The sequence below is a fragment of the Delftia sp. JD2 genome (assembly GCF_001682645.1).
GTDB lineage: Bacteria > Pseudomonadota > Gammaproteobacteria > Burkholderiales > Burkholderiaceae_C > Comamonas > Comamonas acidovorans.
The window spans coordinates 86729-111546 of the sequence record NZ_LFJT01000018.1 but is presented as its reverse complement, the minus strand read 5'-3'; the positions used below and the strand labels follow the sequence as shown (position 1 = coordinate 111546).

Below are 24818 nucleotides of genomic sequence, written 5' to 3'. Positions count from 1 at the left end.
GGCCGCCTCGGCGGCTGCCGTGGAATGGGTGGATACAGCCGCCACGCGCGTGCCCTGCCGGTCGGCGACCACATAGCCTTCGGCCGCCAGTTGCTCGTAGGCGATGAGCACGGTGTTGCGCGAGACTCCCAGATCCTCCGACAGGGCGCGCGAGGCCGGCAGGCGGTCACCGGCCGGCAGGCGGCCCGCCAGGATGGCCTGCTTCAGGCGCTGGATCAGTTGGCGCTGGCGGGGAGCCGCTCCAGGGCCGGATTGCAAGGGACTGGTCAGCAGGTCGGAGGCGTGCATGCAATGGGTGGCGTGGCACCATGAAATAAGAGGGATATGGCGCTTTCAATGATGCCACGCCAGCGCTATCGTGGCCCTGCCAAATGACCTGACCAGGAATCTCCCATGCCCCCCGCACTCAACGCCCACTCCCAACCCGTAGGCCACGACCTTCCCGGCTGGACCCCGCGCCAGCGCCCGCCGCGCACGCCCATGCAAGGCCGCTACTGCCGGCTGGAGCCGCTGTCCGCCGCGCGCCATGCAGCCGATCTGTTCGATGCCTTCAGCCAGGCGCCGGACGCCAGCGACTGGACCTACATGTCGGTGGGCCCCTTCGCGGATGCCCAGGCCTATCTGCGCTTTGCCGAGGCCGCCCAGGCCAGCGATGACCCGCTGCACCACGCCGTCATCGACCTGGCCACGGGCCGTGCCATCGGCTCGCTGGCGCTGATGCGCGTGGACACGGCCAGCGGCGTGGTGGAGGTGGGCTTTGTCTGCTACTCGCGCCAGCTCAAGCGCACGCGTGCGGCCACCGAGGCGCAGTTCCTGCTGATGCAGCGCGCCTTCGACGAGCTGGGCTACCGCCGCTACGAGTGGAAGTGCGACAGCCTGAATGCGCCGTCGCGTGCCGCAGCGGCGCGCCTGGGCTTCCAGTTCGAGGGGGTGTTCCGCCAGGCCGTGGTCTACAAGGGCCGCAGCCGCGACACGGCCTGGTTCTCCATCATCGACAGCGAATGGCCGGCGCTGCGCGCGGCCTACCAGCGCTGGCTGGAGCCGGGCAACTTCGATGCGGGCGGCGGGCAGGTCCTTTCGCTGTCCAGCCTGATGGAGCAGGGTGCGCCGCAGGCTCAGGAGACGGCAGGCGCGGCGTAGTAGGCCTGCAGCACCTCGATCAGGGCCTGCGCATGGCGCGGCAGCCGGCCCTGGTCGCGCACGAGGATGCGGCGCTCGCGCACGCTCCATGCGTCGGTCAGATCGATCAGCGCCAGCCCCATGCTTTCGCGGTTGCGCCGCGCGGCGCTCTCGGGAACGATGCCTATGCCCACGCCGGCGCCGATCATGCGGCACATGGCGTCGAAGCTGGACAGCTGTATGCGCAGCTTCATGGGCTTGCCCAGGCGCTCGGTCACACCTGCCAGAAATGTCTGCAGTGTGCTGCCCTGCTGCATGCCGATGGCGTCCTCGTCCAGCGTCTCGGCAAACGCAATGCGCTTGCGCCGCGCAAAGCGGTGGCCGCGCGGCGTGGCCAGCACCAGCCGGTCGGTGCTGAAGTGGATGGTCTGCAGGCCCAGCGTATCCACCTGGCCGGCCACGATGCCCAGGTCAGCCCGGCCGTCGAGCACGCCGCGCGCGATCTCGGCGTTGGGCCGCTCCTGCAGGTCCACATTCACGCGCGGGTGGTCGGCAAGAAAGGCGGGCAGGATCTCGGGAAGAAAGTCGGTCACGGCCGTGGTGTTGGCAAACACCCGCACATGGCCGCGCAGGCCGGCGCCGTACTCCTGCAGGTCGTGGCGCAGCTGCTCGGACTGCAGCAGCATGCCGCGCGCGTGGTGCAGGAAGGCTTCGCCGGCCGGCGTGGGCCGCACGCCGCGCGCCTCCCGGTACAGCAGGGGCATGCCCGCCTGCTCCTCCAGCGCCTTGATGCGCAGGCTGGCTGCGGCCAGGGACAGGTGCTGCCTTTGCGAGGCGCGCGTGAGGCTGCCCAGTTCGGCGGCATGCACGAACAGGCGCAGGTCCGTCAGGTCGAAGTGCATGAGGGGCATGAAAGGCGAAGAGGGCATGGGCTGGGTCAAGGCTTTGTCAATTCCGAAGGCCGGGTCAGGAAATGCGCGATTGTGCGCTGGCCCGGCACGGGCAACCATGCGGGCTTGCGACAAGAACAAATGGAGACATGACCATGCCGGATTCTTCCTTTCCCCTGCCGTCGAGCCTTTTGCGCCGCCGAAGCCTGCTGGCCGCCGCACTCGCCTTGCCCCTGCTGGGCCGTGCCCAGGCCTGGCCCGCGCGGCCCATCGTGATGATCGTCCCGCAGGCGCCCGGCGGCACCAATGACATCGTGGGCCGGCTGGTGAGCCAGAAGCTGGCCGAGGTGCTGGGCGCCAGCGTGGTGGTCGAGAACCGGCCCGGCGCGGGCGGCAACATCGGCACCCAGGCCGTGGCCAAGGCGCCGCGCGACGGGCATACGCTGCTGATGACCATCAGCAGCAGCCAGGCCATCAACCCCGCGCTGTACCGCAAGCCGGGCTTCGATCCGGTGAAGGACTTCCGGCCCATCGGCCTGATCGGCTCCGTGCCCAATGTGCTGCTGGCCCATCCCGGCTTTGCAGCCAAATCCGTGCCCGAGCTGATCGCCATGGCCCGGGGCCGGCCCGACGAGTTCCGCTATGCCTCGGCCGGCAACGGCACGCTCAACCATCTGCTGGGCGAGATGCTCAACAGCATGGCGGGCATCCAGCTGCAGCATGTGCCCTACAAGGGCGTGGCGCCCGCGCTCAACGATGTGCTGGGCGGGCAGGTGCCGCTGCTGTTCGGCAGCCTGCCATCAACGCTGCCCCATATCCAGGCCGGCCGGCTGCGCGCACTGGCTGTGAGCGGCGCGGCGCGATCGCCGCTGCTGCCCGATGTGCCCACCATTGGCGAGACCGTGCCCGGCTACAACGGCACGCTGTGGGTGGGCCTGTTTGCGCCTGAAGGCGTGCCCGCGCCGGTGCTGGCGCAGTTGCAGGACGGCATGGCGCGTGCGCTGGCGGCCGGCGATCTGCGGGGCAAGCTCGAAGCCTCGGGCGTGGAGCTGGCCGGGCCGGCGGACAGGCCCGTGCCGCCCGCCCAGATGGCGGCCCTGCTGCGCGAGGACATCGCCAAGTGGGCGCGCATCGTCAAGGCGTCCGGCGCATCGCTGGATTGACGCAAGGCCTCAGCTCTGCGGCTCCATGGCCAGCGCGAACAGCTCGCTGCGAAAGTGGATGCCCAGCCGCGCAAAGGCGCGGTTGCGGTAGGTCTTGACGGTGGGCAGGCTCAGGCACAGGTCGCAGGCAATGCCCTCATGCGTCATGCCCTGCAGCAGCCGGGCGCAGACATCGAGTTCGCGCGGCGTCAGGTCGGGCTGTGCCTGCAGCAGGCGCATGCGCAGGGCCGGCAGTGTCTGCCGCTGCCGGGGCTGGGTGGGTGGGGTGGCCGGGGCCGGGGCCGATGCCAAGGCCGTTACCACGGCGGGCTGCGCCTGCGTCAGCGCGATGTGCTTGTGCGCCAGGGCCAGCAGCACGGGCGCCATGCTGCCGAAGCGGTCAATCTGCGCATCGCCCAGTGCCCTCTGGTGCTGGTGGCGGTAGAAGTTGACGGCAAACACACCGCCGTCGTCCTGGTGCTCGACGATGGACACGCGCTCGGCCATGCCGTGCGCGTCGTAGACCAGGGCGCGGTGCTCGCCCTCCACCTCCTGGGCCGTGATGTGGCACAGCGCCGTGCTGCGTGCCGGGCCGGCGTCGCCGTGGTTCCAGGTGCTGTCGCGCAGATAAGGACCCGAGAGATAGGCCCACCAGCAGTCGCGCGTGGTGTCGCGCGCCTCGCTGCTGGCCGACAGGAACAGCTGCGGCCGGCTGCGCGGGCCCGTGCGGTAGACCGACCAGGAGGCGGCGGGCAGCAGCGGGTTCATGGCCTCCAGCACCTGCCGGGCGAAGCCGGGCTCGCCCAGGCTGGCGACCATGTGGCCGATGGCGTGGCTGGGCACGTGGCCGGACGCATGGCCGGACGCATGGGCGCCCAGGGCGCTGGCGTCAGGGGTGTCGGAGGGGGCGGTCCAGTGTCTCAAGGGATGGCAGGGGCGGGCAGGGCGTTGTCATCTTCCGGGATGACGGCCGGCCCGGGCAATGGTGCTTATGCTAGGTCCCGATTCCATCCACCGGAGCCCCAGAACCATGCCAGATGACGTGCCGCAGCTTGCGGCCTTGCCCGATCCGTGCTTTCGCTTCTTCGCCGACCTGAGCGTGCAGGTGGGCCCGCCGCAGGAGGTCGGTGCCACGGCGCACGGCGGGCGCCGACTGATCCCCATCCTGGGCGGCACGGCCCGGGGCGACGGCTGGAGCGCGCGCGTGCTGCCCGGAGGCGCGGACTTCCAGCGCATCGTGCACGGCGGGCTGGCCGAGCTCGATGCGCGCTATGTGCTGGAGACCGATGCCGGCGACCTGATCTATGTCTGCAACCAGGCGCTGCGCAGCGGCGACCCGGCGCACATGGCAAAGCTGGCGCGCGGTGAGCCCGTGGACCCCGCGCACATCTATTTCCGCTGCGCACCCCGCATGGAGACGGCCAGCCGTGCGCTGGCCTGGATCAACGAGCGCCTGTTCTTCGGCAACGGCGCGCGCCATCCCGACCGCGTGCAGATGCGCTTTCACGAACTGCTCTGAGCCGCGCCTTTCCCCTCTCGATACCCACAATGCAGGAGACAAGACACATGAAAAACCAGGCATCGAAGTCGCGCCGCACCGCCGTGGCCTGCGCACTTGCCGCCGTGCTGGCCACCGGGCTGGCTCCCTGGACCGTGGTCGGCGCCCAGCCGGCCTTCCCGAGCAAGCCTGTGCGCCTGCTCGTCGGCTTTCCTGCGGGAACGGGGCCGGACATCGTGGCGCGCCTGCTCGCGCAGAAACTCTCCGAGCAATGGGGCAACCTGGGCGTGGTCGTGGACAACAAGCCGGGCGCTGGCGGCCTCATCGCCGCCAGCGAGGCGGCACGCGCCGTGCCTGACGGCTACACGCTGATGCTGGGCGAGACCGGCCAGCTCAGCATTGCCCCCAACACCTACCAGCGCCTGCCCTACGACCCGCAAAAGGACTTCGTGCCCGTCAGCCAGGTCGTCACCTCCGACTTCGTGCTGCTGGTCAATCCGCAGAAAGTGCCGGCCCGCAATGTGCCCGATTTCGTGGCCTGGGCGCGCCAGCGCAAGGAGCTGTTCATCGCCACCTTCGGCGCCGGCACGCCCGGCCATTTCGGCGCCTTCATGTTCGGCAATGCCGTGCAGCTCAAGCCCGAGCCCGTGCACTACAAGAACACCAACGATGCCCTGGGCGGCCTGTTCAGCGGCGACGTGCAGGCCGTCTTCGCCACGGCGGCCCTGGCCGCGCCCCAGGTCAAGGCCGGCAAGCTCACGGCCCTGGGCAGCACGGGCGCCACGCGCACCCAGTCCATGCCCGAGCTGCCCACCATCCGGGAGCAGGGCTATCCGTCGCTGGAGTTCAATTCCTGGTTCGGCGTGGTCGCGCCCGCCAAGACACCGCCCGAGATCGTGGCCAGGCTGCAGGCCGACATCGTGCGCGCCCTGCAGCAGCCCGACAGCCGCAGCCGGCTGGAGGAGGCGGGTTTCCGCGTGACGGGCACCACGGGCGACGAACTCGCCCGCATCATGCGCGCCGACACGGTCACCTGGGGCAAGGCCGTGGCGGCCACGGGGTTCAAGGCCGATTGAGGCTCAGCGCTTGCCCGCAGCCGGTGCACGCGTCTTGGGCGAGTAGTCGCAGTACGGCGCCACCACGCACTCCCAGCAGCGTGGCTTGCGGGCCTGGCAGACGTAGCGGCCCAGCAGGATGAGCCAGTGGTGCGAGTCCACGGCATAGGCCGGCGGCACGCGCTTCATCAACTGCATCTCCACCGCCAGCGGCGTCTTGCCCGGCGCCAGGCCCGTGCGGTTGCCCACGCGGAAGATGTGCGTGTCCACGGCCATGGTGGGCTCGCCAAAGGCCACGTTGAGCACCACGTTGGCGGTCTTGCGGCCCACGCCGGGCAGGGCTTCCAGTTCCTCGCGCGTGCGCGGCACCTGGCCGCCGTGGCGCTCGACCAGGATCTGGCAGGTCTGCATCAGGTGTTTGGCCTTGCTGCGGTACAGGCCGATGGTCTTGATGTAGCCCTCCAGCCCTTCAAGTCCCAGGTCCAGGATGGCCTGGGGCGTATTGGCCACGGGAAACAGCTTGCGCGTGGCCTTGTTCACGCCCACGTCCGTGGCCTGGGCCGAGAGCAGCACGGCAGACAGCAGCTCGAAGACGTTGGTGTATTCCAGCTCGGTCTGGGGCGAGGGATTGGCGGCCTTGAGCGTGGCGAAGAAGGGTTCGATGCTGGTGGTTTTCATTGTGGGGGCGCGTATCCATCGATGTGGCGTGCATTGTCATGCAAGCGCGGGTATTTGAAAGTGCGTAACAGGCTCTAGGAATGTTCTGATTTTTCATGTCTGCCAGGGTCAGATCGTCTGGTTATGCAGATGCGGCGTTGACTGGCCAAGGCCGCATCGCAATAGTCGGCCGGATCGATTCCGCCGACACCAGACATCACGCCACCAGGAGGGGGGCGACCACATGGCCACTCGCAAGATATCCGTTTCTCCCGCGCTCGCATCGTCACAGGCCCTGCTGGGCAATGTGCGGGACCTGATCGAGGCCGCGCGGCTTCGCGTGGCAGCCAACGTCAACAGTGAACTCACCCTGCTGTACTGGCACATCGGCCAGCACATCCATGGCCATGAATCCGAGGTGCGGCAGGCAGGCTGCAGCGATGAGGTCCTGCCGGTGCTGGCCGGTCATCTGGTCCAGGACTATGGCAGCAGCTTCTCGGAGAAGAACCTGTGGCGCATGACGCAGTTCTCCACCGCGTTTCCCGACCAGCCCCTGGTCATCTCGCCGACCCGGAAATTGAGCTGGGCGCATTTCATCGTGCTGATTGCGATCAAGGACCCAGTGCAGCGCGAGTACTACGCCAGCATGGCGAGCCTCGAGCGCTGGAGCGCACGCACGCTGCGCAGCCGTATCGACTCCCAGCTCTATGAACGCCTGGCGCTGCCCTGCGATGCCGAGGCGCTGATCGCGCAGGAGCCGGTCACGCCGCGCAGCACCGAGCGCATGTCGCCAGCGCTGTTCATGCGCGATCCCTACATCTTCGACTTTCTGGGGCTGCACGATGCCTGGCAGGAGGGCGACCTGCAGGCCGCCATCATCCGCGAGATGGAGGCCTTCCTGCTGCGGTCGGGCACGGGCTTCACCCTGGTGGCGCGGCAAATGCACATGCATGTGGATGAGCAGGACTTCCACCTTGATCTGCTGTTCTACAACCGCAAGCTGCGGCGGCTGGTGGCGGTGGAGCTGAAGGTGGGCGAATTCACGGCCGAGGACAAGGAGCAGATGGAGCAATACCTGCGCTGGCTGGACCGGCATGAGCATGAGCAGGGCGAGAACACGCCGATGGGCATGGTGCTGTGCACGGGCAACAGCTCCGAGCAGATCGAGCTGCTGGAACTGGGGCTGCGCGGCGTGCAGATGGCCGAGTACCTGCCCGGCCTGCCTGAGCGCCAGACGCTGGCACAGCGGCTGCGGCAGGCCACACGCCGGGCGCAGTGGCATTGGGCGCAGCGCCAGCTGGAAGGCGGGCCGGCCTGAGCGCCTGCCGCTGCGCTTGAGACCCGTTCCCCCTCTTCTTCCTTCGTTCCCCCTCTTCCTCCTACCCAGGCGGCAGCAGTTCCCGCAGGTGCTCCACAAAGGCCCGCACGCCCTTGGACAGGGTGCGGCCGGACAGCGTCTGCAGCTCGATGGCGCGCGCATTCATGCCGCGCTCGCGGATGGGCGCCGCATGCAGCTCGCCTCGGCGCACGCGCTCGCGCATGGTGACCTCACCGCCCAGCGACAGGCCGCCGCCGTGCAGCACGAAGTGCACCAGGGTCTCGAACTGGCCGCTGACCAGGGCGGGCTCGAACACCAGGCGGCGGTGGCTGCAGGCGATGTCGAACAGCTGGCGCGCGGTGTTGGCGTCCTCGGGCAGGGCAATGGCATGGGGATGCATCTGGGCCAGGGTGATGCTGGCATGCCGGGCCAGCGCATGGTCGGGCCGCATGATGGCGACCACGGGCGAGACCTGGCGGTGCCAGACCTCGATGTCACGTGCCGCCGCGCGGCTGTAGGTCAGGCCCACATCGGCCTCGCCGCCCAGCACGGCCTGGGTCACGGCGGCAGGCGCCTCCACACGCAGGTGGAACTGCATGCCCGGGTACTGCTCGCGGAACAGCGCCATGGCGCGTGGCAGGAACTCGATGGCAAAGCCGCCCGAGCTGCACACGCGCACCACGCCCCGGCGCAGGCCCTGCAGGGCCTCGATGTCGGAGACCACACGGTCGGCCTCCAGCGCACCGCGGCGGGCATGGGCGGCCAGCAGCTCGCCTGCCGGGCTGGGCGCCATGCCGCGCGGGCGGCGCTCGAACAGCGGCACGCCCAGCATCTCTTCCAGTCCGGCGACCTGGCGGCTCACGGCCGAGGGCGAGACATTGAGCCGCGTGGCGGCTTCGCTGACCGAGCCGCTGCGCACCACTTCGAGAAAGTAGCGCAGGGCCGTGTCCTGTAGGCGGTTGGAAAGCATGGTGGCCTGCTCGTGGTTTGCGAAAAACGCAACGATAAGCCAAGAAAAAGGCGATTGTCGAAATAATTTCGCCTGCTTATGCTGACTTCGTTCCGTCACAAAAACGAGGAAATCCATGGAGTCAAACGCAAGCACCGCAACGCAGCAGCCGGATCTGGCCACCGGGGGTGGTGGCGTCGTGGAAATGTCGGCGGTCGAGCTGTCAAAGGCCATCCAGGGCCGCGATCTGTCCTGCGTGGAGGTGCTGGATGCCTATTGCGCACAGATCGACCGCCTCAACCCCGTGGTCAACGCGCTGGTATCTCCGCTGGACCGCGACTGGCTGCGCGGCCGCTCCCGCGAGCTGGACACGCTGCTGGCGCGCGGCCAGAGCCTGGGGCCGCTGCACGGCTTTCCCCAGGCACCCAAGGACATCATGCCGGCGGCCGGCATGGTGACGACCAAGGGATCGCCCATCTTCGCGGGCCAGGTCTCGCAGACCGATTGCGTGGTGTTCGAGCGCATGCGCGCAGGCGGTGCGCTGTTTGTGGCGCGCAGCAATTCGCCCGAGTTCGGCCTGGGCGGCCATACCTACAACCCGGTCTACGGGACCACGCGCAATGCCTTCGATCCTTCGCGCTCGGCTGGCGGCAGCAGCGGCGGAGCCGGCGTGGCCGTGGCGCTGCGCATGCTGCCCGTGGCCGATGGCTCGGACATGATGGGCTCGCTGCGCACGCCGGCCGCCTTCAACCATGTCTACGGACTGCGCACCTCGGTGGGCTGCGTGCCGCATGGCCCTTCGGAAGAGGTGTTCTTCCAGCAGTTCAGCGTGGCCGGTCCCATGGCGCGGGACATTCCCGACCTGGCCCTGCTGCTGTCCGTGCAGGCAGGCTTTGATGCACGCCTGCCGCTGACCCGCCGCAGCGAGCTGCCCAAGGACTGGACCGCGCAGCTGCAGCGCGACTGCAAGGGCCTGCGCATCGGCTGGCTGGGGGACCTGGGCGGGCACCTGCCCACCGAGCCCGGCCTGCTGGAGACCTGCCGCGCGGCGCTGCGGCATTTCAAGACCATCGGCTGCACGGTGGAAGAGGCCGTGCCGGCCTTCGACTTCGAGCGCCTGTGGCGCGCCTGGATCGACCTGCGCAGCTTCAGCGTGGCCGGGGCCAACGCCGCCCTGTACCGCGACCCGGTCACGCATGCCCTGCTCAAGCCCGAGGCCCTCTGGGAAATCGAGCGCGGCCTGGCGCTGCCGGCCATGGCTGTCTATGACGCGGCGCGTGTGCGCTCGGCCTGGTACGAAACCCTGCGCCGCCTGTTCGACAGCTACGACTTTCTGGTGCTGCCCTCCGCCCAGGTCTTCCCGTTCGATGCGGCGCTGGACTGGCCGCATGCCGTGGGCGGCCGCGAGATGGACACCTACCACCGCTGGATGCAGACCGTGGTGCCCGCCACCATGGCCGGCCTGCCGGCCCTGGCCGCGCCCGCAGGCTTCGGGCCGCAGGGGCTGCCTGCCGGGCTGCAGATCATCGGCCCGGCGCAGGCCGATCTGGCCGTGCTGCAGATCGGCCATGCCTATGACCAGGCCGGCGGCTTCTCGCGCGTGCGCAGCCCGCTGCTCGACTGAAACCGCTGCATCGAGTTTTCCCAGGTTCCCGTTCCCTCGTCCCCCAGGAGATCCGCGCCATGGCCTTGTCCCGTTCCCGTTTTCTGTCGTGTCTGATGGCCGGTGCCACGGCACTTGCGCTGCCCGCAGCCAAAGCCCAGCCCCAGTCCTACCCGGATCGTCCGATCAAGCTGGTCGTGCCGTTTGCGCCGGGCGGCGCCACCGACATCCTGGGCCGGCTGCTGGCCACTTCGCTGGGTGAGCGGCTGGGCCAGCCCGTGGTCGTGGAAAACCGCCCCGGTGCAGGCACGGTGGTGGCGGGCGCGCTGGTGGCCAAGGCGCCGCCCGACGGCTACACGCTGCTGCTGGGCGCCAGCACCACGCTGACGCTCAACCCCGCCATCCGCAACCCGCTGCCCTATGACCCGCTGCGCAGCTTCACGCCGCTGGGGCTGGTGGCCGACATGGGCCTGGTGCTGGTGGCCCATAACGAAACGCCTGCACGCACGCTGCCCGAACTCGTGGCCCTGGCCAAGGCCGATCCCGACAAGTTGTCCTACGGCTCCTTCGGCACGGGGTCCTCGGTGCACTTTGGCGGCGAAATGCTCAAGACCGCCACGGGCATGCGCATGGTGCATGTGCCCTTCAATGGCAGCTCGCCCAGCCTCACCGCGCTGATGGGCGGCCAGGTGCAGGTGGCCGTGGACACGGTGGTGGCCACCACGCCGCTGATCAAGGCCGGCAAGATCCGTCCCATCGCAGCGCTGGGCCCGCAGCGCCTGGCCCTGCTGCCCCAGGTGCCCACCGTGGCCGAAAGCGGCTACCCGGGCTTTGCCATGGACACTTGGTTTGCCTTTCTCGCCCCGGCCGGCCTGCCCGCACCCATCCAGAAGAAGCTGGAAAAGGCGCTGGCCGACGCCATGGCCGAGCCGGCCATGAAGAAGAAGCTGGTGGACATCGGCCTGTCGCCCGCATGGGGTCCGGCCAGCGCGCTGCAGGAGCGCATAGAGCGCGAACTGCCGCAAATGCGCGCCGTGGCCGCCAGAGCCGACATCAAGGTGGATTGAACGCAGCTGCCTTCCGGGAGAGAGGGGGCAGGGCGCGAATCGACTCAGGGGGCTTCTAATCGTGCAGGAAAGCTGCGGCAGGATTGGCGACAATGCAGGCTTCGCCTTTTCATTGCACCGACAAAGAGACTCCTGCCCATGCAATTCGCCGACCGTCTGAACAACGTAGAAACCTCCGCCATCCGCGAGCTGTTCAAGCTGCTGGGCAAGCCCGGCATCATCAGCTTTGCGGGTGGTTTCCCGGACAGCGCCATGTTCGACGTGGCCGGCATCAGCGCCGCCTCCCAGGCTGCGCTGCAGCAGGAGCCGGGCGCCGCGCTGCAGTACGGTGCGACCGAAGGCTACCAGCCGCTGCGCGAGCAGATCGCCGCCTTCATGGCCGGCAAGGGCGTGCGCGAGCTGGCTCCCGAGCAACTGGTGGTGACCACGGGCAGCCAGCAGGCGCTGGACCTGCTGGGCAAGACCATGATCAACCCCGGCGACAAGGTCATCGTGGAAGGCCCGACCTTCCTGGCCACCATCCAGTGCTTCCGCCTGTACGGCGCCGAAGTCATCAGCGCGCCCATCGATGCCGAAGGCGCCCAGGTCGATGCGCTGGAGCAACTCATTGCCGAGCACCGCCCCAAGCTGGTCTACCTGATCCCCACCTTCGGCAACCCCAGCGGCGCCATGCTGAGCCTGGAGCGCCGCAAGAAGGTGCTGGAGCTGGCCGTCAAGTACCAGACTCTGGTGGTGGAAGACGATCCCTACGGCGACCTGTATTTTGGCGAAGCGCCTCCGCCCAGCCTGCTGGCGCTGTCCAGCGAGGTGCCCGGCAGCCGCGACTGGCTGGCGCACTGCGGCTCGCTGAGCAAGGTGCTCAGCCCCGGCCTGCGCATTGGCTGGCTGGTGGCCCCGGCCGAGCTGCTGGGCCGCGCCGTGATGTGCAAGCAGTTCAGCGATGCCCACACCAGCACCTTTGCCCAGGCCACGGCCGCGCAGTACCTGAAGTCCGGCGCGATGCCCGCCACGCTGGCCCATGTGCGCGAGGTCTACGCGCGCCGCGCCAAGGCCATGGGCGATGCGCTGCGCGAGCACCTCGGCGATGCCGTGGAATTCCTGCAGCCCCAGGGCGGCCTGTTCCTGTGGGTGCGCCTGACCGGCAAGGGCGGCGCGCTGGCCGATGCCGGTGAGCTGGCCAAGCGGGCCATTGCCCAGGGCGTGGCCTTTGTGCCGGGTGCGCCGTTCTTTGCGCAAAACCCCGATGCCACCAGCTTCCGCCTCTCGTTCGCCACGGCTGACGAGGACAAGATCCGCGAAGGCATCGCCCGCCTGGCCCAGGCGCTCAAGGCATGAGCGTGGCTGACGACGCAGAACATGGCGGCGGGCACGCAGACGCCGATGCCCTGCAGGCGCGCGTGATGGAGCTGGAGATCAAGGCCAGCTACACCGATGACCTGCTGGAGCAGCTGAACCTGACCATCTACCGCCAGCAGCAGCAGATCGACCGGTTGCTTGACGAGCTGCGCGACCTGCGCCGCCGGGTGCCCGAAGGCGGACCCGCCGGCGGCGCGACCCATCTGCGCGACGAGCTGCCCCCGCACTATTGAGTGCGCAGGGCTGCTGCGTGCGAATGCCCAGGCCAGCCCCTGCCTGGGCATTTCTTCATTCAAGCGGCTTGTTGGCCACGTGCTTCATCTTGCCCAGGAACAGGCGCAGGAAAAAGCCCGCCATGATCAGCATGAAGACGATGGCGCCCAGGCTCATCAGGCCGTAGTCGGTGGAAAAAAGATCAATCATCAGCTTCACAAGTCCTCCTGTGGTTTGTTGGTATCGGTGGGGTCCCGATCCAACTATCGCCGTGGCCTGGCGCGGAGGGCTTGTGATGGGTCAACGCGGCGGCGGGGTGGGTTTGCGGCAACGCAAAGGGGCAAGCCCCGGCAAGCCCGGACAAGCCCGGGAACTGGGCATGGGGTAGGAGTCGATCATCCAGGGCGAGCCAAGCCCATCACCCCCGCATGAACGGCAAGGGCACCTCCGCAGGAATCGGGCACGCATAGGGTCGGCCGCCGCGGCGCTCAAGCAGCTCCGCCTTGGCCTGGGCAATGCGTTCGGGCTGCTCCAGCAAGGCGATGGCCGTGGCCGCCAGCACCTGGGCGGCGCGCACCATGCCTGCGTGGGCCAGGCCGGACTGGCCTTGCGAGACCATCTGCCAGGAGTGCAGCGGCGTGCCGAAGGCGTAGCAGGCCACCCAGGCCTGGACGGTGGGCGTGATCCAGCTCACATCGGCCACATCGGTGGAACCGAACAGGGTGTCCTCCACGGCAGGATCGTAGGGCGCCAGGCCTTCGAACACGGCCGGCACCTTGCCGCGCAGCACGCTGGCCAGCGGGCGGCTGACCTGGTCCACGTCGTTGCTGTCCAGCGTGGCCTGGAAGTCTCCGGCCAGGCGATGCAGGCCGGGGTCCACGTGCAGCGGGCCCAGGGCCTGCATCTGCGCATACATCACCTGGTTCAGCGTGCGGTTCTGCAGCAGGTTGGAGCAGGCCTTGTCAAAGACGATCTCCAGCCGGCAGTCCGTCATTAGCGCGGCGCCGCGTGCCACGTTCTGCACGCGCTCATACAGCGCTGCTGCCTCGTGGTTGCGTGCGGCCCGCACCAGGTACAGCACCTCGGCGCGCGCCTGCACCACGTTGGGCGACAGGCCGCCCGAGTCGGTGATGGCGTAGTGCACCCGCGCATCGGTGGGCATGTGCTCGCGCAGGTAGTTCACGCCCACGTTCATCAGCTCCACGGCGTCGAGCGCGCTGCGGCCCAGGTGCGGGGAATGCGCGGCATGCGCGGCCTTGCCGTGGAAGATGAATTTCGCCTGGATGTTGGCCAGCGTGCTCTGGCTGAACACGCCGGTGAAGCTGGCCGGGTGCCAGGTCAGCGCCGCGTCCACATCGTCGAACACCCCGGCGCGCGCCATGAAGGTCTTGCCCGATCCGCCTTCCTCGGCCGGGCAGCCGTAGTAGCGCACGCGTGCCTTGGCACCGCTGCGGCGCAGGTGCTCCTGCAGCGCAACGGCCGCGAAATGCGCCGAGGTGCCCAGCAGATGGTGGCCGCAGCCGTGGCCTGCCAGGCCCGGGCTGTCGGTGGAAGGCGTGCAGACCAGGGCGCCGCTTTGCTGGTTCAGGCCCGACAGCGCGTCGTACTCGCCCAGGAAGGCCAGCACCGGGCCCTCGTCGCCCCATTCGGCCAGGAAGGCCGTGGGAATGCCGGCCACGCCGCGCGTGATGCGAAAGCCCGCCTGCTCCAGCGCATCGATGTGCAGCCGGGCCGAAGCCGTTTCGGCATAGCGCAGCTCGGCCAGGGACCAGATGCTGTCGGCCAGGGCCGCCATGCGCGGGGACTGCTGCTGGAAGAAGTCCTGGAGATGCTCGACTGCGCTCATTCCGGCTTCACTCCTGCCTTGTCCAGCAGCGCCTTGTTGCGCTGCAGTTCGCTGGCGATCTGGGCCGGGAAGCGGCTCTGGTCCATCTCGGTGACCGAGGCGCCCAGCAGCTTCAGGTGCTTTTGCACCTCGGGCAGGCGCACGGCCTTCACCGACGCATCCTGCAACTGCCGGACGATGGCCGGTGGCGTGCCGGCCGGCACGACCAGCCCGAACCAGCTGATGCCCAGTTCGTTGAGCTGCGCGTAGCCCAGCTCCTTGAAGGTGGGCACATCGGGCAGGTCGGGCGAGCGGCTGTCGCCCGACAGCGCCACGGGGATGAGCTTGCCGCCCTTGATCTGGGGCATGGCCGAAGGCAGCTGGTCGGTCATCACCTGCACCATGCCGGCCAGCGCATCGTTGAGCGCCGGCCCGTTGCCGCGGTAGGGCACGATCTGCACCTGGGTCTTCATGGTCTCGTTGAAGGACGCCACCATCAGATGGCCCAGCGTGCCCAGGCCCGGAACGCCCGCGCTGTAGGCGCCGGGCTGGGCGCGCAGCTTGGCCAGAAAGCCCGGGAAATCCTTGACGCCCATCTTGGGGTGGACCATGTAGACCGACGGCATGGTCACCAGATTGGCCACGGGCAAAAGCCTGCCTTCCAGCTTGGCGGCGCGCGTGTACAGCGAGGGATTGATGGTGGCCGTGCTCACCGTGGCCATGCCGATGGTGTAGCCGTCAGGCGCGGCCTGGGCAATGCTTTCGGTGCCGATCAGGCCGCCAGCGCCGGCCTTGTTGTCCACCACCACGGGCTGGCCCAGCGTGCTGCGCAGGCCCTCTGCGATCACGCGCGCAACGATGTCGGTGGAGCCGCCTGCTGCAAAGGGCACGATGAGCTTGACCGGCTTGTTCGGATAGGCGTCGGCCGCATGGGCCGTGGAGGCCGTGTGGGCCAGAGTGAGGCCGCACAACACGGCGGCAAGACCGGACGTGCCCAGCGAAAGCACGGTGCGCCGCGGCAGTTGAAAGAGGGGTTTGGCTTGCATGGCATGGGTTCCATCAACGGTGAAGGAGCCGCAGGCCTGGGCCGCGCCGGCTCCCGATGCAGGCGACTATAGAAATCCTGCCGCCCGCGTGGGCCACGGTATTTGTGCCAAGCTATAAGCCATTCCGATAGCTTGCCCCGCGCCGCCTGTGGCGCGCCAGGGCCTGCCTGGGGAAAACACTGAGACTCCCATGAGCAATGACTTCGATGACCGCGACGGCCTGGACGATGCGGCCACGCCCCAGGGGCGGCTGCTGTATTCGCGCCTGACCAAGCATGTGCGCCTGCGCCAGCTGCAGCTGCTGGTGGCGCTGCAGCAATGCGGCTCGGTGGTGCAGGCCGCCGCCACGCTGCACATGAGCCAGTCGGCCGCCACCCAGGCGCTGGCCGAGATGGAGCGCGTGCTCGACATCCGACTGTTCGAGCGCCATGCGCGCGGCATACGTCCCACGCTGGCCGGCCAGACCCTCGTGGACACGGTGCGCGGCGTGCTGGCCGCGCTGGAGGAGGTGGCGGAATCGCTGGCCGCCATTCGCCGGGGCGCCGCGGCCGCGCTGCGCCTGGGCGCCATTCCGGCGGCAGCCCTGGCCATTCTTTCGCCCCTGCTGGCGCGGTTCTATGCCGAGCATCCCGAGGTGCATGTCGATGTGCACGAAGACGCCAGCACCCGGCTGCTGTCCCAGCTGCTGGGCGGCGGGCTGGACGCGGTGTTCTGCCGCGAGCCGGCGCTGCTGCCCGGCCCCTTCGTCTTCGAGCCGCTGCTGGCCGACACGGCCGTGGTGGTGGCCGCACGCTCGCATGCACTGGCCGGGCGCCGTGACGTGCCGCTGCAGGCCTTGACCGGCGCGCGCTGGGTGCTGCCCACGGCCAACATCGCCGTGCGCGGGATTTTCGAGGCCGAGGTGCTCCAGGCGCTGCCCGATGCGCCCTGGTTTCCCGTCTCCACCGTTTCCCTGCCGATACTGGAAGGCCTGTTGAGCCAGCCCGGCGCCGTGGCCCTGGTGCCGCTGAGCATTGCGCCGGGCCTGCAGACCCATGCGCGCGTGTGCCGGCTCGATGTGCGGCTGACGGGCAGGTTGGCGCCCCTGGGCGTGGTCTGCCGGCGCGACCAGGCGCCCGCCCTGCTGACCGAGATGCTGTCGCTGTGCCGGCAGATGCTGCCAGCGCCACCGGCCCGCTGAATGCCAAAAGCTGGCGACATGGCCTCTTGCCGGCCCCGCTTGCGGCCACAATACTGTCCGCGCGAAAACACGGCAGCATGGCCGCACCAGACAACAGAAAGCACGCAGAGGACCGCATGATCAATTGGTCGCTAGACGCCGATACCGTCACCCACAGTATCCAGCTGGCGCTGGCGCCGGTGTTCTTCCTGACGGCCGTGGCCGGCATGATCGGCGCCGTGGCCGGGCGGCTGGCCCGCATCATCGACCGCGCGCGCAAGCTGGAAGAACTGCTGCGCAACCCGCAGGAAGAGGACTTCATCGCGCGCAGCCTCACGGAACTGCACTTTCTGCGCAAGCGCGGCCGGCTGGCCAATGTCTGCATAGGGCTGCTGACCGTCTGCGGCTTTTGCATCGGCCTGACCATTGCCCTGCTGTTCCTGGGCGAGGCCTACGGCATCAACGGCCATGGCTATGCGGTGCTGGGCTTTCTGTTCGGCGTGCTGATGTTTCTCTCGGCCCTGGCCTGCTTTCTCTGGGAAACCATCATGGCCACCAGCCTGCTGGACTTCCACACCCTGACCCGCGTGCGCGCGGCCGTGCGCACCATACAGCGGCCGGAACGCAACGACCAGGCCCAGGCTGAGCCGTCCACCCCGGCAGACGACACCGGCCGCCAGTCCTGAGCCGGGCGCGGACGGCGCCGCCGTCGCTGTCGCCATCGCCGCAGCCCATTCACTCCATCGGGTCCAGGCAGGCCGCCGCGGCCTGGATCACGCAGTCCGTCAGCCGCTGCAGGCTGGCCTGCGCATTGCGCGCATGGGCCCAGTACATGGGAATGTCCAGGTCGTTGCCGGGCAGCAGCTCCACCAGGCTGCCTTCGGCCAGTTGCGCGCCGATCATCAGCGGCGGGTGCATGCCCCAGCCCATCCCCAGCTCGCACGCCCGCGTATAGCCCTGGTTGGAGGGCAGAAAGTGGCGCGGCGTGTTGCGCCGCCCCTCCGCGCCCAGGCGCTGCAGCCACTGGTCCTGCAGGCTGTCCTTGCGGCCGTAGCTCATCATGGGCGTGCGCGCCATGGCCTCGGGCGTGATGCCGTCCTTCAGGTAGCGGCGGATGAAGTCGGGGCTGGCCGCCGCCACGTAGCGCATGCGGCCCAGCGGCCAGGTATTGCAGCCGGGAATGGCCGAGGAAGTGGCCGTGACGGCGGCCAGCACCTCGCCCTCGCGGATGCGCTTGGCCGTGTGGTCCTGGTCGTCGATGCTGATGTCCAGCAGCTCGTTGCCGTCGCGCGTGAAGGCGGACATGGCATCCATGAACCAGGTGGACAGCGAGTCGGCATTGACGGCCAGCTTGAGCGTGGGCAGGGCGGTCTGGCCCTCGGGGACCAGCTCCGGGTTCTTGCGGCGCAGATCGTTTTCGAGCAGGGCCACCTGCTCCAGGTGCAGGCACAGCCTGCGGCCCGCATCGGTGCCCGAGCAGGGCTGGCCGCGCAGTACCAGCACCTGGCCCACACGCTCCTCCAGCAGCTTGATGCGCTGGGAAACGGCCGAGGGCGTGACATGCAGCTTGCGCGCCGCGCGCTCGAAGCTGCCTTCGCGCACCACGGCCGCCAGGGCTTCGAGTCCGGCGTAGTCGAGCATTTAGATATTCTTCATTTGGTTGAGTAAATGTAATTTTACTTAACCATTTGCCGGCCAGACAATCCCGGCCATGTGGACTGCAAATGTTTCTTCTTCCTGGCTGGCGGGCTTCACGGTCTGCCTGTCTCTCATCGTCTCCATCGGCGCCCAGAACCTCTATGTGCTGCGCCAGGCCGTGCACGGTCAGCATGTGCGCGCCTGCGTGGCCTGGTGCGTGGTGAGCGACGTGGTGCTCATCGGCCTGGGCGTGGCGGGCATGGCCCGGCTGCTGGGCGACAACCCCGACCTGGCCCGCTACCTGACGCTGGGCGGCGCCCTGTTCCTGCTGGCCTATGGACTGATCGCGCTGTGGCGCATGGCCATGGCGCCCGATGCGCAACTGGCGGCATCGGGCGGGCAACTGGCCCCGCGTGGCCTGCTGGGCGTGGTCTCCACGCTGGCCGTGATCACCCTGTTCAACCCCCATGTCTATCTGGACACGGTGCTGCTCATGGGCTCCATCGGCGCGCGCCAGGAAGGCGTGCTCAAGTGGGTCTATGTGGTGGGCGCCGCATCGGCCAGCCTGTCGTGGTTCGTGGCGCTGGCCTTTGCGGGCCGCCGCATGAAGCGCCTGTTCGAGAAGCCGCAGGCCTGGCGCGTTCTCGATGGCCTCACGGGCGTGATGATGCTGGCGCTGGCCTGGTGGGTGGCTGGCAGCGCGTTGGCACCGGCAGGCGGCTGACGGCGCAGATCAGTCTGCGGCCGGGGCTTGTTCGCCGGGCGCCCAGGTGCCCACGGCCTCGATGAGGTTCCAGCTGTTGCATTCGATGCAGTAGTGGCCCGTGGCGCCGGTCTTCTGGCTGGTCGCCTCGATGACGACCTTGTGGCCATGGCGCTGGGCCTCGGACAAGGGCTGGATCTTGTCGTAGTTGTATTGTTCGGCCAGGTCGCCCCGGAAGGAAATGGTGATGCGCTCGCGCTTGGGATAGTAGTCACGCTCGTACTTGTCGAGGGTGCGTGTGGCGACGAGGCGGGCCATGCTGTCCGGTGAAGGTGCGCTCAAAGCAGTCTCCTGGTGTATGTGTAGGTTGTGTCAACTTGTTTCATTGTCGGGCTTGTGTTCTGCCATCGGCAACTGCAGCCCGGTCTTGATGCGTTCCAGAGCGATCGAGGTGGTGTAGCGCCGGATGTTGTCGTCTCCGGAGAACAGCCGCGCCGCCAGCGCCTGGTACTCCTGCATATCGGCAGCCGTGACGATCAATGAATAGTCGGCTTCCCCGGTCACGTAGTAGCACTGCTGCACGGCGGGCTCGCGCGCCACGCGCGCGCGAAAGGCCAGGGACAGGTCCGGGCGCTCGTTGGCCAGCTGCACGTTGATGAGCACGGTGAGCGGGCGCCCCGTGCGCACGGGATCGACCACGGCCACGTTGGCCGTGATCACGCCCAGCTCCTGCAGGCGCCGTATGCGCCGCTGCACGGCCGGTGCCGAAAGGTGGACCTGCTCGGCAATGAGGCGCTGTGGCGTGAGGTTGTCGCGCTGGAGCACGTCGAGGATGGCGCGGTCAAAAGTATCGAGTGCGATGGCGGGCATGGGGGAGGGGCGGAAAACGGGGGCGAGGCGGTCGGAAAGAGCGAATATTGCGCGAAGAGGCCGCAAAACGAGCCTTTTGCATCGCTGGCCTGCAATATCGTACGTGCCATGACAACAAACACCACATGGAACCGCGCCTGGCCCCTGCTGGCCGTGCTGGGCTCGGTCACGGCATTGGGCGTGGGCACTTCACTGGCCAAGCAGCTTTTTCCGGTGCTGGGCGCCCAGGGCACTTCGGCATTGCGCGTGGGCTTTGCCGCGCTGATCCTGGTGGCCATCTGGCGGCCCTGGCGCTGGACGCTGGCCCGCCCCCAGGCCTGGGCGCTGCTGCGTTTCGGCGTGGCGCTGGGCGCCATGAACCTGCTGTTCTACATGGCGCTGCGCACCATTCCCTTTGGACTGGCCGTGGCCATCGAATTCTCCGGTCCGCTGGCCGTGGCCATCTACCACTCGCGCCGGCCAGTGGACTTTGTCTGGCTGGCGCTGGCCGTGGCGGGGCTGGCCCTGATTTTGCCGATAGGGGGCGCCGGCGCGGGCGGATTGGTGCTGGAGCCCGTGGGCATTGCCTGCGCCGTGGGCGCTGCCATCTGCTGGGCGCTGTACATCCTGCTGGGTCAGCGCCTGGGCAGCATTCCCAGCGGCCAGGCCGTGTCGCTGGGCCTGGTGTTCGCCGCCATGGTGGTGGTGCCCTTCGGCGTGGCCGAGGCGGGGGCCAAGCTGCTGCAGCCGTCCATCCTGGCCTTCGGCCTGGTGGTGGCGGCCATCTCCAGCGCCTTGCCCTATACGCTGGAGATGATGGCCCTGCGCCGCCTGCCACCGGCCACCTTCGGCATCGCCCTGGCCACGGAGCCTGCGATTGCCGCCCTCATGGGCATGCTGCTGCTGCATGAGCACCTGGTGGGGACCCAGTGGCTGGCCATCGCCTGCATCATGGGCGCGGCCATGGGCAGCGCCATCACGCGGCCCGCTGCGGCGGCCAAGGCGCCGGCCGAGGTGACGCCTGCGGGTTGAGTGGCGATACCAGGGAACGGGAATGAAAAAAGCGCTGCCGAGGCAGCGCTTTTTTTGCGGGGACAGGACGCAGCCGACCGGCTGCATTCCCTGCGCCTCAGAACGCAGGAACGACAGCGCCCTTGTACTTCTCGAGGATGAACTTCTTCACGTCGGGCGTGTGCAGCGCGTTCATCAGCTTGGCGATGTTGGGATCGTTGGCACGGTCCTGGCGCGAGACCACGATGTTGGTGTAGGGCGAATCGGCGCCTTCGATGAACAGCGCATCCTTGGTGGGATTGAGCTTGGCCTCGATGGCGTAGTTGGTGTTGATCAGGGCCAGGTCCACGTCAGCCAGCGCGCGTGGCAGCAGCGGGGCTTCGAGTTCCTTGAACTTGAGCTTCTTGGGGTTCTTGGCCACGTCCAGCGGCGTGGGGGTCAGGCTCTTGGGGTCCTTGAGCTCGATCAGGCCCTGCTTGGCCAGCAGGATCAGGGCACGGCCGCCGTTGGAGGGGTCGTTGGGGATGGCGATGGTGGCGCCGTCCTTCAGATCCTTCACGTTCTTGATCTTCTGCGAGTAACCGCCGAAGGGCTCCACGTGGACCTTGCCATTGGGCACTGCCACCAGCGAGGTCTTGCGGTCCTTGTTGTAGCTGTCCAGATAGGGCTGGTGCTGGAAGAAGTTCACGTCCAGCTGCTTGTCCTCGACGGCCGCATTGGGCTGCACGTAGTCGCTGAATTCCTTGATCTGCAGGTCGATGCCCTGGGCCTTGAGGGCCGGCTTCACATGGTTGAGGATTTCTGCATGGGGCACGGCGGTGGCGCCGACCTTGAGCACGTCGGCGGCCTGGGCCGTCAGGGCCAGCGTGGCAATCGCGATTGCGGAGAGGGCTTTCTTCAACATGACCGGAGGACTTTCTTCAACGGGTTGCAAAAACGCCGCAGGCCCGGTGGAGTGGTTCTGTATCGGGCGGTACGGCAGGCAGGCGCATAGTCTAGTGCGGCGCCAGCAGCCGCAATGAACAATTTTGCTATTTGGTTATAAGGCTGTGGCTTTTTATGCAGATTCTTGCGATGCCGCAGCGCGTACCATCGCCGCCATGGACTCCGAAATGCTGCAAAAGCTGGTGCAGGTGCACATGCCCTATGGCAAGTACAAGGGCCGGCTGATCGCCGACCTGCCCGGCAACTATCTGAACTGGTTTGCACGCGAAGGCTTCCCCAAGGGAGAGCTGGGCCAGTTGCTGGCGCTGATGCAGGAACTGGACCACAACGGCCTGTCGCACCTGCTGCAGCCGCTGCGCGCCGGGCCGCGCTGAAGCAACTGCCCTAAAAAGCAAAAGGCCGCGACGGGCGCGGCCTTTTCGGGGGAAAACGCAGGCGGTTTACTTGGCGGCAGCGCGTGCGGCTTCCGCCTTGGCCTTGGCTTCGTCGGCCTTGCGCTGCAGCTCGGCTGCCTCGGTTTCAGCGGCCTTGGCCTTGGCTTCGGCTTCCTTGGCGGCCGCATCCTTTTCAGGGGTCATGGCGCCAGCCAGCGCATTGCCGGCCATGGAGCCTGCAACGGCGCCCACGGCAGCGGCGCCCAGCGTGCCCATCATGCCGGAGCCGCGTGCTGCGGGAGCGGCAGCCGCGCCAGGTGCAGCAGCAGCGGGGGCGGCCCCAGCCGCAGGTGCCGCAGCGGGGGCTGCCCCAGCGGTCGGGGCTGCAGGCGCGGCCGGTGCGGTGGGGGTGGACGGAGTCGCTGCCTTGCTGGCGGTGGGTGCCGCAGGCGCTGCGGGCTGAGCGGGGGCCTTGCCGATCGACGCCGGGCGCACGGACTTGCCGCCGCTGCCCATGCGCTTGGCCTGGGCCAGCGTGGGCACGGTCAGCGATGCAATGGCCAGGGCGATCACGGAGGCAGTGGCGCGGAACGAAGTCTTCACGGAGTTTTTTCCAATCATGGTGGTCATGTACACGGTCGGCGCAGGCGGGCCCGCGCCGGTCGGCGCGCCACAGGCTGCCCGTATGCGGGCAGGCCTGCGGCCTTGTGTGTCACATGGGGATGGGGGAGGAGATTCCAAGCACCGGCGCGCGGATGCGCCGGCGTGCAGCCTGCTGTTGTAGGTGGGCCACCCGGCGCTGGGGCGGTGGCCTATGGGGCTGCGTGAAGCATTGTAGAAAAGACTGGGGCTTGCCGGAAAAGCAAGCCCACAGAACATTCTCAGCTATTGATTGCGGAGCGGCGCAGCGGCCTGCGCCCGCCGCTGCCGCCCGTTTTCAGCGCAGGACTTCCAGCAGGCGGTCCAGGCCGCCTTCGGTGATGGAGACCTTGGCTTCGTTGCGCACGCGCGGCTTGGCGTGGTAGGCCACGGACAGGCCTGCGACCTGCATCATGGGAATGTCGTTGCTGCCGTCGCCCACGGCGATGCACTGGTCGGGGCGAATGCCCAGCAGCGAGGCGACTTCCAGCAGGGTGCGGCGCTTTTCGGCGCCGTCGCAGATGTCGCCCCAGGGCTGCTCGATCAGGCCGCCGGTCAGCGCGCCGTCACGCATCTCCAGCACGTTGGCACGCACGAAGTCGATGCCCAGCATGCCGCGCACATGTTCGGCAAAGTAGGTGAAGCCGCCCGAGACCAGCAGCACCTTCAGGCCCGCAGCCTGGGCTGCGCGCACCAGGGTTTCGGCGCCCGGGGAGAGCTTCAGGCGCTCGGCCAGCACGCGGGCCATGTCGGCCTCGGTCACGCCGACGAGCTTGCCCACGCGCTGGCGCAGGCTGTCCTTGAAGTCGGTGATCTCGCCGCGCATGGTGGCTTCGGTGATGGCCGAGACCTCGGCCTTCTTGCCGGTGGCGTCGGCGATCTCGTCGATGCACTCGATGGTGATCAGCGTCGAGTCCATGTCGAACGCGATGAGCTTGTAGTCGGCCAGCTTCAGCGGAGGCTGGATGCCGCGGATCAGCAGTCCGGGCGCGAATTCGGTGACATCGGTCATGGGTGGGGCAGCAAAAAGGGGACGGGCCGCCGGGCTGGCGGGAAACAGGCGCAGATCATATCCAGTGGCGGGCCTGCCGTCAGGCTGCGGGCGGCTGGCGCAGGTAGATGGCGTCCGACCAGGTGGCCAGCCATTGGGGGCGAAACACCACGAAGATGGCGGTGACCATGCCGGTGACCACGGCATCGCCCCAGGCCATGAGCCAGCGCGCGATGCGTGACAGATCCTCGTTGACGCCGGGCAGGGCGTGGCCCGCCGCCTGGGCCAGCAGCGCGGCGATGAAGACGCACAGCACCGTGCCCGCAAAGCCGCGCGCGAGGATGTAGACAAAGATCTGATGCGGCAGCCAGCGCCGCAGCGCCGCACCCCAGAGCATGGCCAGCGTGGCAGGCACGATACCCTGCCAGACCGCGATGCCCAGCGCGTCGCCCCAGCCCAGGGCCGGCGACAGCAGGGCGGCCAGCCCGCCCACGATGAGCAGCAGCGGCACGGACAGCGGCCAGCCCAGCATGAGCACCACCAGCGGCGCCGAGGACCACTGCAGTTGCAGCGGCATGCGGTGCAGCGTGGGCAGGGCCCAGATCCAGGGCAGCAGCACGAGCACGCCCAGCAGCGGCGTGACCAGGGGCGAGGCAACGCGGTCCTGCGGGCCGCCCGGACCAGTGCGGCCGGCCAGCATGCGCCAGGGGCGCAGCCACAGCGCGGTGGCCAGGGCCAGCAGGGCGATGCTCGCTTCGAGGAACATGGCTG

General features: G+C 68.4%; 29 protein-coding genes. 14 read left to right on the top strand and 15 right to left on the bottom strand.

Translation table 11 applies throughout. From position 1 onward, the window contains the following. Nucleotides 1–288 (bottom strand): GntR family transcriptional regulator (locus ACM14_RS12425; RefSeq protein ID WP_139093414.1); only part of this gene is annotated, 288 nt, incomplete at its 3' end. A 105-nt stretch (nucleotides 289–393) separates the two neighbouring features. Here ACM14_RS12425 and ACM14_RS12420 point away from each other — a divergent pair. Beyond that, nucleotides 394–1140 carry a GNAT family N-acetyltransferase gene (locus ACM14_RS12420; RefSeq protein WP_065346296.1) on the top strand — a complete coding sequence of 249 codons (747 nt, stop codon included), beginning with the start codon at nucleotides 394–396 and terminating at the stop codon, nucleotides 1138–1140. Here the strand turns inward: ACM14_RS12420 and ACM14_RS12415 are convergent. Further along, the gene (locus ACM14_RS12415) at nucleotides 1116–2021 is read right to left on the bottom strand and encodes a LysR family transcriptional regulator (RefSeq protein ID WP_026062687.1); all 906 of its coding nucleotides are present in this window, start codon (nucleotides 2019–2021) and stop codon (nucleotides 1116–1118) included. The two genes, ACM14_RS12420 and ACM14_RS12415, sit on opposite strands and share 25 nt — an antisense overlap. 143 nt (nucleotides 2022–2164) lie before the next feature. Between ACM14_RS12415 and ACM14_RS12410 the strand changes: the two genes are divergently transcribed. After that, nucleotides 2165–3172 carry a tripartite tricarboxylate transporter substrate binding protein gene (locus ACM14_RS12410; RefSeq protein WP_065346299.1) on the top strand — a complete coding sequence of 336 codons (1008 nt, stop codon included), beginning with the start codon at nucleotides 2165–2167 and terminating at the stop codon, nucleotides 3170–3172. 9 nt (nucleotides 3173–3181) lie between these two features. Here the strand turns inward: ACM14_RS12410 and ACM14_RS12405 are convergent, their stop codons facing one another. Beyond that, nucleotides 3182–3970, bottom strand: coding sequence for a helix-turn-helix transcriptional regulator (locus ACM14_RS12405; RefSeq protein ID WP_065346298.1), 789 nt, complete (start codon nucleotides 3968–3970; stop codon nucleotides 3182–3184). 211 nt (nucleotides 3971–4181) lie between these two features. On the opposite strand from ACM14_RS12405, the gene ACM14_RS12400 reads away from it, so the two are divergent. Both ACM14_RS12400 and ACM14_RS12395 read left to right on the top strand, forming a co-directional pair. After that, entirely contained in the window at nucleotides 4182–4670 is a 489-nt protein-coding gene (locus tag ACM14_RS12400) for a DUF3237 domain-containing protein (protein WP_065346295.1), read from the top strand. Nucleotides 4671–4717: 47 nt separating this feature from the next. Further along, a complete protein-coding gene (locus ACM14_RS12395; RefSeq protein WP_013803189.1) occupies nucleotides 4718–5725 on the top strand; it encodes a tripartite tricarboxylate transporter substrate binding protein in 1008 nt (335 codons plus the stop codon). A 3-nt stretch (nucleotides 5726–5728) separates the two neighbouring features. Here ACM14_RS12395 and nth read toward each other — a convergent pair whose 3' ends face one another. Further along, nucleotides 5729–6382, bottom strand: coding sequence for an endonuclease III (nth, locus tag ACM14_RS12390; protein ID WP_065346294.1), 654 nt, complete (start codon nucleotides 6380–6382; stop codon nucleotides 5729–5731). 223 nt (nucleotides 6383–6605) lie between these two features. On the opposite strand from nth, the gene ACM14_RS12385 reads away from it, so the two are divergent. Continuing rightward, nucleotides 6606–7679: a YhcG family protein gene (locus ACM14_RS12385; protein ID WP_065346293.1), complete on the top strand. Its 1074-nt coding sequence runs from the start codon at nucleotides 6606–6608 to the stop codon at nucleotides 7677–7679. A gap of 61 nt (nucleotides 7680–7740) precedes the next feature. Here the strand turns inward: ACM14_RS12385 and ACM14_RS12380 are convergent, their stop codons facing one another. Then, a complete protein-coding gene (locus tag ACM14_RS12380) occupies nucleotides 7741–8649 on the bottom strand; it encodes a LysR family transcriptional regulator (RefSeq protein ID WP_013803186.1) in 909 nt (302 codons plus the stop codon). A gap of 115 nt (nucleotides 8650–8764) precedes the next feature. Between ACM14_RS12380 and ACM14_RS12375 the strand changes: the two genes are divergently transcribed. The 4 genes from ACM14_RS12375 to ACM14_RS12360 all read left to right on the top strand — a co-directional run bounded on the left by ACM14_RS12375 (nucleotide 8765) and on the right by ACM14_RS12360 (nucleotide 12887). Next, nucleotides 8765–10252, top strand: coding sequence for an amidase (locus tag ACM14_RS12375; protein WP_065346292.1), 1488 nt, complete (start codon nucleotides 8765–8767; stop codon nucleotides 10250–10252). Between the two features lie 59 nt (nucleotides 10253–10311). After that, nucleotides 10312–11298, top strand: coding sequence for a tripartite tricarboxylate transporter substrate binding protein (locus tag ACM14_RS12370; protein ID WP_065346291.1), 987 nt, complete (start codon nucleotides 10312–10314; stop codon nucleotides 11296–11298). Nucleotides 11299–11436: 138 nt separating this feature from the next. After that, nucleotides 11437–12633: a PLP-dependent aminotransferase family protein gene (locus ACM14_RS12365; RefSeq protein ID WP_065346290.1), complete on the top strand. Its 1197-nt coding sequence runs from the start codon at nucleotides 11437–11439 to the stop codon at nucleotides 12631–12633. Then, complete coding sequence (locus ACM14_RS12360; RefSeq protein WP_065346289.1) at nucleotides 12630–12887, top strand: SlyX family protein; 258 nt, start codon at nucleotides 12630–12632, stop codon at nucleotides 12885–12887. Before ACM14_RS12365 ends, ACM14_RS12360 begins: the two co-directional genes overlap by 4 nt. Before the next feature lie 55 nt (nucleotides 12888–12942). Here the strand turns inward: ACM14_RS12360 and ACM14_RS30605 are convergent, their stop codons facing one another. The 3 genes from ACM14_RS30605 to ACM14_RS12350 all read right to left on the bottom strand — a co-directional run bounded on the left by ACM14_RS30605 (nucleotide 12943) and on the right by ACM14_RS12350 (nucleotide 15738). Continuing rightward, complete coding sequence (locus tag ACM14_RS30605; RefSeq protein ID WP_012204679.1) at nucleotides 12943–13077, bottom strand: DUF3149 domain-containing protein; 135 nt, start codon at nucleotides 13075–13077, stop codon at nucleotides 12943–12945. Nucleotides 13078–13285: 208 nt separating this feature from the next. Next, on the bottom strand, nucleotides 13286–14713 hold the full coding sequence (locus ACM14_RS12355) for a M20 family metallopeptidase (protein WP_065346288.1): 1428 nt from the start codon (nucleotides 14711–14713) through the stop codon (nucleotides 13286–13288). Beyond that, nucleotides 14710–15738 carry a tripartite tricarboxylate transporter substrate binding protein BugE gene (locus ACM14_RS12350; protein ID WP_043819370.1) on the bottom strand — a complete coding sequence of 343 codons (1029 nt, stop codon included), beginning with the start codon at nucleotides 15736–15738 and terminating at the stop codon, nucleotides 14710–14712. Before ACM14_RS12350 ends, ACM14_RS12355 begins: the two co-directional genes overlap by 4 nt. A gap of 190 nt (nucleotides 15739–15928) precedes the next feature. Between ACM14_RS12350 and ACM14_RS12345 the strand changes: the two genes are divergently transcribed. Further along, complete coding sequence (locus ACM14_RS12345; protein ID WP_063326597.1) at nucleotides 15929–16918, top strand: LysR family transcriptional regulator; 990 nt, start codon at nucleotides 15929–15931, stop codon at nucleotides 16916–16918. A 116-nt stretch (nucleotides 16919–17034) separates the two neighbouring features. Beyond that, nucleotides 17035–17583 carry a DUF2721 domain-containing protein gene (locus tag ACM14_RS12340; protein ID WP_065346287.1) on the top strand — a complete coding sequence of 183 codons (549 nt, stop codon included), beginning with the start codon at nucleotides 17035–17037 and terminating at the stop codon, nucleotides 17581–17583. A gap of 49 nt (nucleotides 17584–17632) precedes the next feature. Here ACM14_RS12340 and ACM14_RS12335 read toward each other — a convergent pair whose 3' ends face one another. Continuing rightward, the gene (locus ACM14_RS12335) at nucleotides 17633–18538 is read right to left on the bottom strand and encodes an HTH-type transcriptional regulator ArgP (protein ID WP_012204684.1); all 906 of its coding nucleotides are present in this window, start codon (nucleotides 18536–18538) and stop codon (nucleotides 17633–17635) included. A gap of 70 nt (nucleotides 18539–18608) precedes the next feature. On the opposite strand from ACM14_RS12335, the gene ACM14_RS12330 reads away from it, so the two are divergent. After that, the gene (locus ACM14_RS12330; protein WP_065346286.1) at nucleotides 18609–19259 is read left to right on the top strand and encodes a LysE/ArgO family amino acid transporter; all 651 of its coding nucleotides are present in this window, start codon (nucleotides 18609–18611) and stop codon (nucleotides 19257–19259) included. A 9-nt stretch (nucleotides 19260–19268) separates the two neighbouring features. Here the strand turns inward: ACM14_RS12330 and ACM14_RS12325 are convergent, their stop codons facing one another. Together ACM14_RS12325 and ACM14_RS12320 are read right to left on the bottom strand one after the other, a co-directional pair. Then, nucleotides 19269–19580 (bottom strand): hypothetical protein, encoded by a 312-nt coding sequence (locus tag ACM14_RS12325; protein WP_047473683.1) that lies wholly within the window; start codon nucleotides 19578–19580, stop codon nucleotides 19269–19271. Nucleotides 19581–19610: 30 nt separating this feature from the next. Further along, a complete protein-coding gene (locus ACM14_RS12320) occupies nucleotides 19611–20108 on the bottom strand; it encodes an Lrp/AsnC family transcriptional regulator (RefSeq protein ID WP_013803176.1) in 498 nt (165 codons plus the stop codon). A gap of 108 nt (nucleotides 20109–20216) precedes the next feature. On the opposite strand from ACM14_RS12320, the gene ACM14_RS12315 reads away from it, so the two are divergent. Then, nucleotides 20217–21119 carry an EamA family transporter gene (locus ACM14_RS12315; RefSeq protein ID WP_034391880.1) on the top strand — a complete coding sequence of 301 codons (903 nt, stop codon included), beginning with the start codon at nucleotides 20217–20219 and terminating at the stop codon, nucleotides 21117–21119. Between the two features lie 97 nt (nucleotides 21120–21216). Here ACM14_RS12315 and ACM14_RS12310 read toward each other — a convergent pair whose 3' ends face one another. Beyond that, the gene (locus tag ACM14_RS12310; protein WP_012204689.1) at nucleotides 21217–22002 is read right to left on the bottom strand and encodes a MetQ/NlpA family ABC transporter substrate-binding protein; all 786 of its coding nucleotides are present in this window, start codon (nucleotides 22000–22002) and stop codon (nucleotides 21217–21219) included. A 196-nt stretch (nucleotides 22003–22198) separates the two neighbouring features. On the opposite strand from ACM14_RS12310, the gene ACM14_RS12305 reads away from it, so the two are divergent. After that, nucleotides 22199–22417, top strand: coding sequence for a DUF3820 family protein (locus tag ACM14_RS12305; RefSeq protein WP_063326593.1), 219 nt, complete (start codon nucleotides 22199–22201; stop codon nucleotides 22415–22417). Nucleotides 22418–22483: 66 nt separating this feature from the next. Here the strand turns inward: ACM14_RS12305 and ACM14_RS12300 are convergent, their stop codons facing one another. The 3 genes from ACM14_RS12300 to ACM14_RS12290 all read right to left on the bottom strand — a co-directional run bounded on the left by ACM14_RS12300 (nucleotide 22484) and on the right by ACM14_RS12290 (nucleotide 24813). Continuing rightward, entirely contained in the window at nucleotides 22484–23047 is a 564-nt protein-coding gene (locus tag ACM14_RS12300) for an ABC transporter substrate-binding protein (protein ID WP_065346285.1), read from the bottom strand. 307 nt (nucleotides 23048–23354) lie between these two features. Further along, a complete protein-coding gene (serB, locus tag ACM14_RS12295; protein WP_012204694.1) occupies nucleotides 23355–24068 on the bottom strand; it encodes a phosphoserine phosphatase SerB in 714 nt (237 codons plus the stop codon). Between the two features lie 79 nt (nucleotides 24069–24147). Continuing rightward, complete coding sequence (locus tag ACM14_RS12290; RefSeq protein ID WP_065346284.1) at nucleotides 24148–24813, bottom strand: hypothetical protein; 666 nt, start codon at nucleotides 24811–24813, stop codon at nucleotides 24148–24150. Nucleotides 24814–24818 lie beyond the last annotated feature (5 nt).

Excerpts from the sequence above, each read along its gene's own strand:
- ACM14_RS12335 (WP_012204684.1), bottom strand. The coding sequence starts at position 18,538 with ATGCTCGACTACGCCGGACTCGAAGCCCTGGCGGCCGTGGTGCGCGAA.
- ACM14_RS12365 (WP_065346290.1), top strand. The coding sequence starts at position 11,437 with ATGCAATTCGCCGACCGTCTGAACAACGTAGAAACCTCCGCCATCCGC.
- nth (WP_065346294.1), bottom strand. The coding sequence starts at position 6,382 with ATGAAAACCACCAGCATCGAACCCTTCTTCGCCACGCTCAAGGCCGCC.
- ACM14_RS12370 (WP_065346291.1), top strand. The coding sequence starts at position 10,312 with ATGGCCTTGTCCCGTTCCCGTTTTCTGTCGTGTCTGATGGCCGGTGCC.
- ACM14_RS12375 (WP_065346292.1), top strand. The coding sequence starts at position 8,765 with ATGGAGTCAAACGCAAGCACCGCAACGCAGCAGCCGGATCTGGCCACC.
- ACM14_RS12410 (WP_065346299.1), top strand. The coding sequence starts at position 2,165 with ATGCCGGATTCTTCCTTTCCCCTGCCGTCGAGCCTTTTGCGCCGCCGA.
- ACM14_RS12360 (WP_065346289.1), top strand. The coding sequence starts at position 12,630 with ATGAGCGTGGCTGACGACGCAGAACATGGCGGCGGGCACGCAGACGCC.
- ACM14_RS12395 (WP_013803189.1), top strand. The coding sequence starts at position 4,718 with ATGAAAAACCAGGCATCGAAGTCGCGCCGCACCGCCGTGGCCTGCGCA.
- ACM14_RS12385 (WP_065346293.1), top strand. The coding sequence starts at position 6,606 with ATGGCCACTCGCAAGATATCCGTTTCTCCCGCGCTCGCATCGTCACAG.
- ACM14_RS12290 (WP_065346284.1), bottom strand. The coding sequence starts at position 24,813 with ATGTTCCTCGAAGCGAGCATCGCCCTGCTGGCCCTGGCCACCGCGCTG.
- ACM14_RS12380 (WP_013803186.1), bottom strand. The coding sequence starts at position 8,649 with ATGCTTTCCAACCGCCTACAGGACACGGCCCTGCGCTACTTTCTCGAA.
- ACM14_RS12320 (WP_013803176.1), bottom strand. The coding sequence starts at position 20,108 with ATGCCCGCCATCGCACTCGATACTTTTGACCGCGCCATCCTCGACGTG.
- ACM14_RS12345 (WP_063326597.1), top strand. The coding sequence starts at position 15,929 with ATGAGCAATGACTTCGATGACCGCGACGGCCTGGACGATGCGGCCACG.
- ACM14_RS12405 (WP_065346298.1), bottom strand. The coding sequence starts at position 3,970 with ATGGTCGCCAGCCTGGGCGAGCCCGGCTTCGCCCGGCAGGTGCTGGAG.
- serB (WP_012204694.1), bottom strand. The coding sequence starts at position 24,068 with ATGACCGATGTCACCGAATTCGCGCCCGGACTGCTGATCCGCGGCATC.
- ACM14_RS12315 (WP_034391880.1), top strand. The coding sequence starts at position 20,217 with ATGACAACAAACACCACATGGAACCGCGCCTGGCCCCTGCTGGCCGTG.
- ACM14_RS12305 (WP_063326593.1), top strand. The coding sequence starts at position 22,199 with ATGGACTCCGAAATGCTGCAAAAGCTGGTGCAGGTGCACATGCCCTAT.
- ACM14_RS12310 (WP_012204689.1), bottom strand. The coding sequence starts at position 22,002 with ATGTTGAAGAAAGCCCTCTCCGCAATCGCGATTGCCACGCTGGCCCTG.
- ACM14_RS12420 (WP_065346296.1), top strand. The coding sequence starts at position 394 with ATGCCCCCCGCACTCAACGCCCACTCCCAACCCGTAGGCCACGACCTT.
- ACM14_RS12355 (WP_065346288.1), bottom strand. The coding sequence starts at position 14,713 with ATGAGCGCAGTCGAGCATCTCCAGGACTTCTTCCAGCAGCAGTCCCCG.
- ACM14_RS12300 (WP_065346285.1), bottom strand. The coding sequence starts at position 23,047 with ATGACCACCATGATTGGAAAAAACTCCGTGAAGACTTCGTTCCGCGCC.
- ACM14_RS12350 (WP_043819370.1), bottom strand. The coding sequence starts at position 15,738 with ATGCAAGCCAAACCCCTCTTTCAACTGCCGCGGCGCACCGTGCTTTCG.
- ACM14_RS12330 (WP_065346286.1), top strand. The coding sequence starts at position 18,609 with ATGTGGACTGCAAATGTTTCTTCTTCCTGGCTGGCGGGCTTCACGGTC.
- ACM14_RS12400 (WP_065346295.1), top strand. The coding sequence starts at position 4,182 with ATGCCAGATGACGTGCCGCAGCTTGCGGCCTTGCCCGATCCGTGCTTT.
- ACM14_RS12415 (WP_026062687.1), bottom strand. The coding sequence starts at position 2,021 with ATGCACTTCGACCTGACGGACCTGCGCCTGTTCGTGCATGCCGCCGAA.
- ACM14_RS30605 (WP_012204679.1), bottom strand. The coding sequence starts at position 13,077 with ATGATTGATCTTTTTTCCACCGACTACGGCCTGATGAGCCTGGGCGCC.
- ACM14_RS12340 (WP_065346287.1), top strand. The coding sequence starts at position 17,035 with ATGATCAATTGGTCGCTAGACGCCGATACCGTCACCCACAGTATCCAG.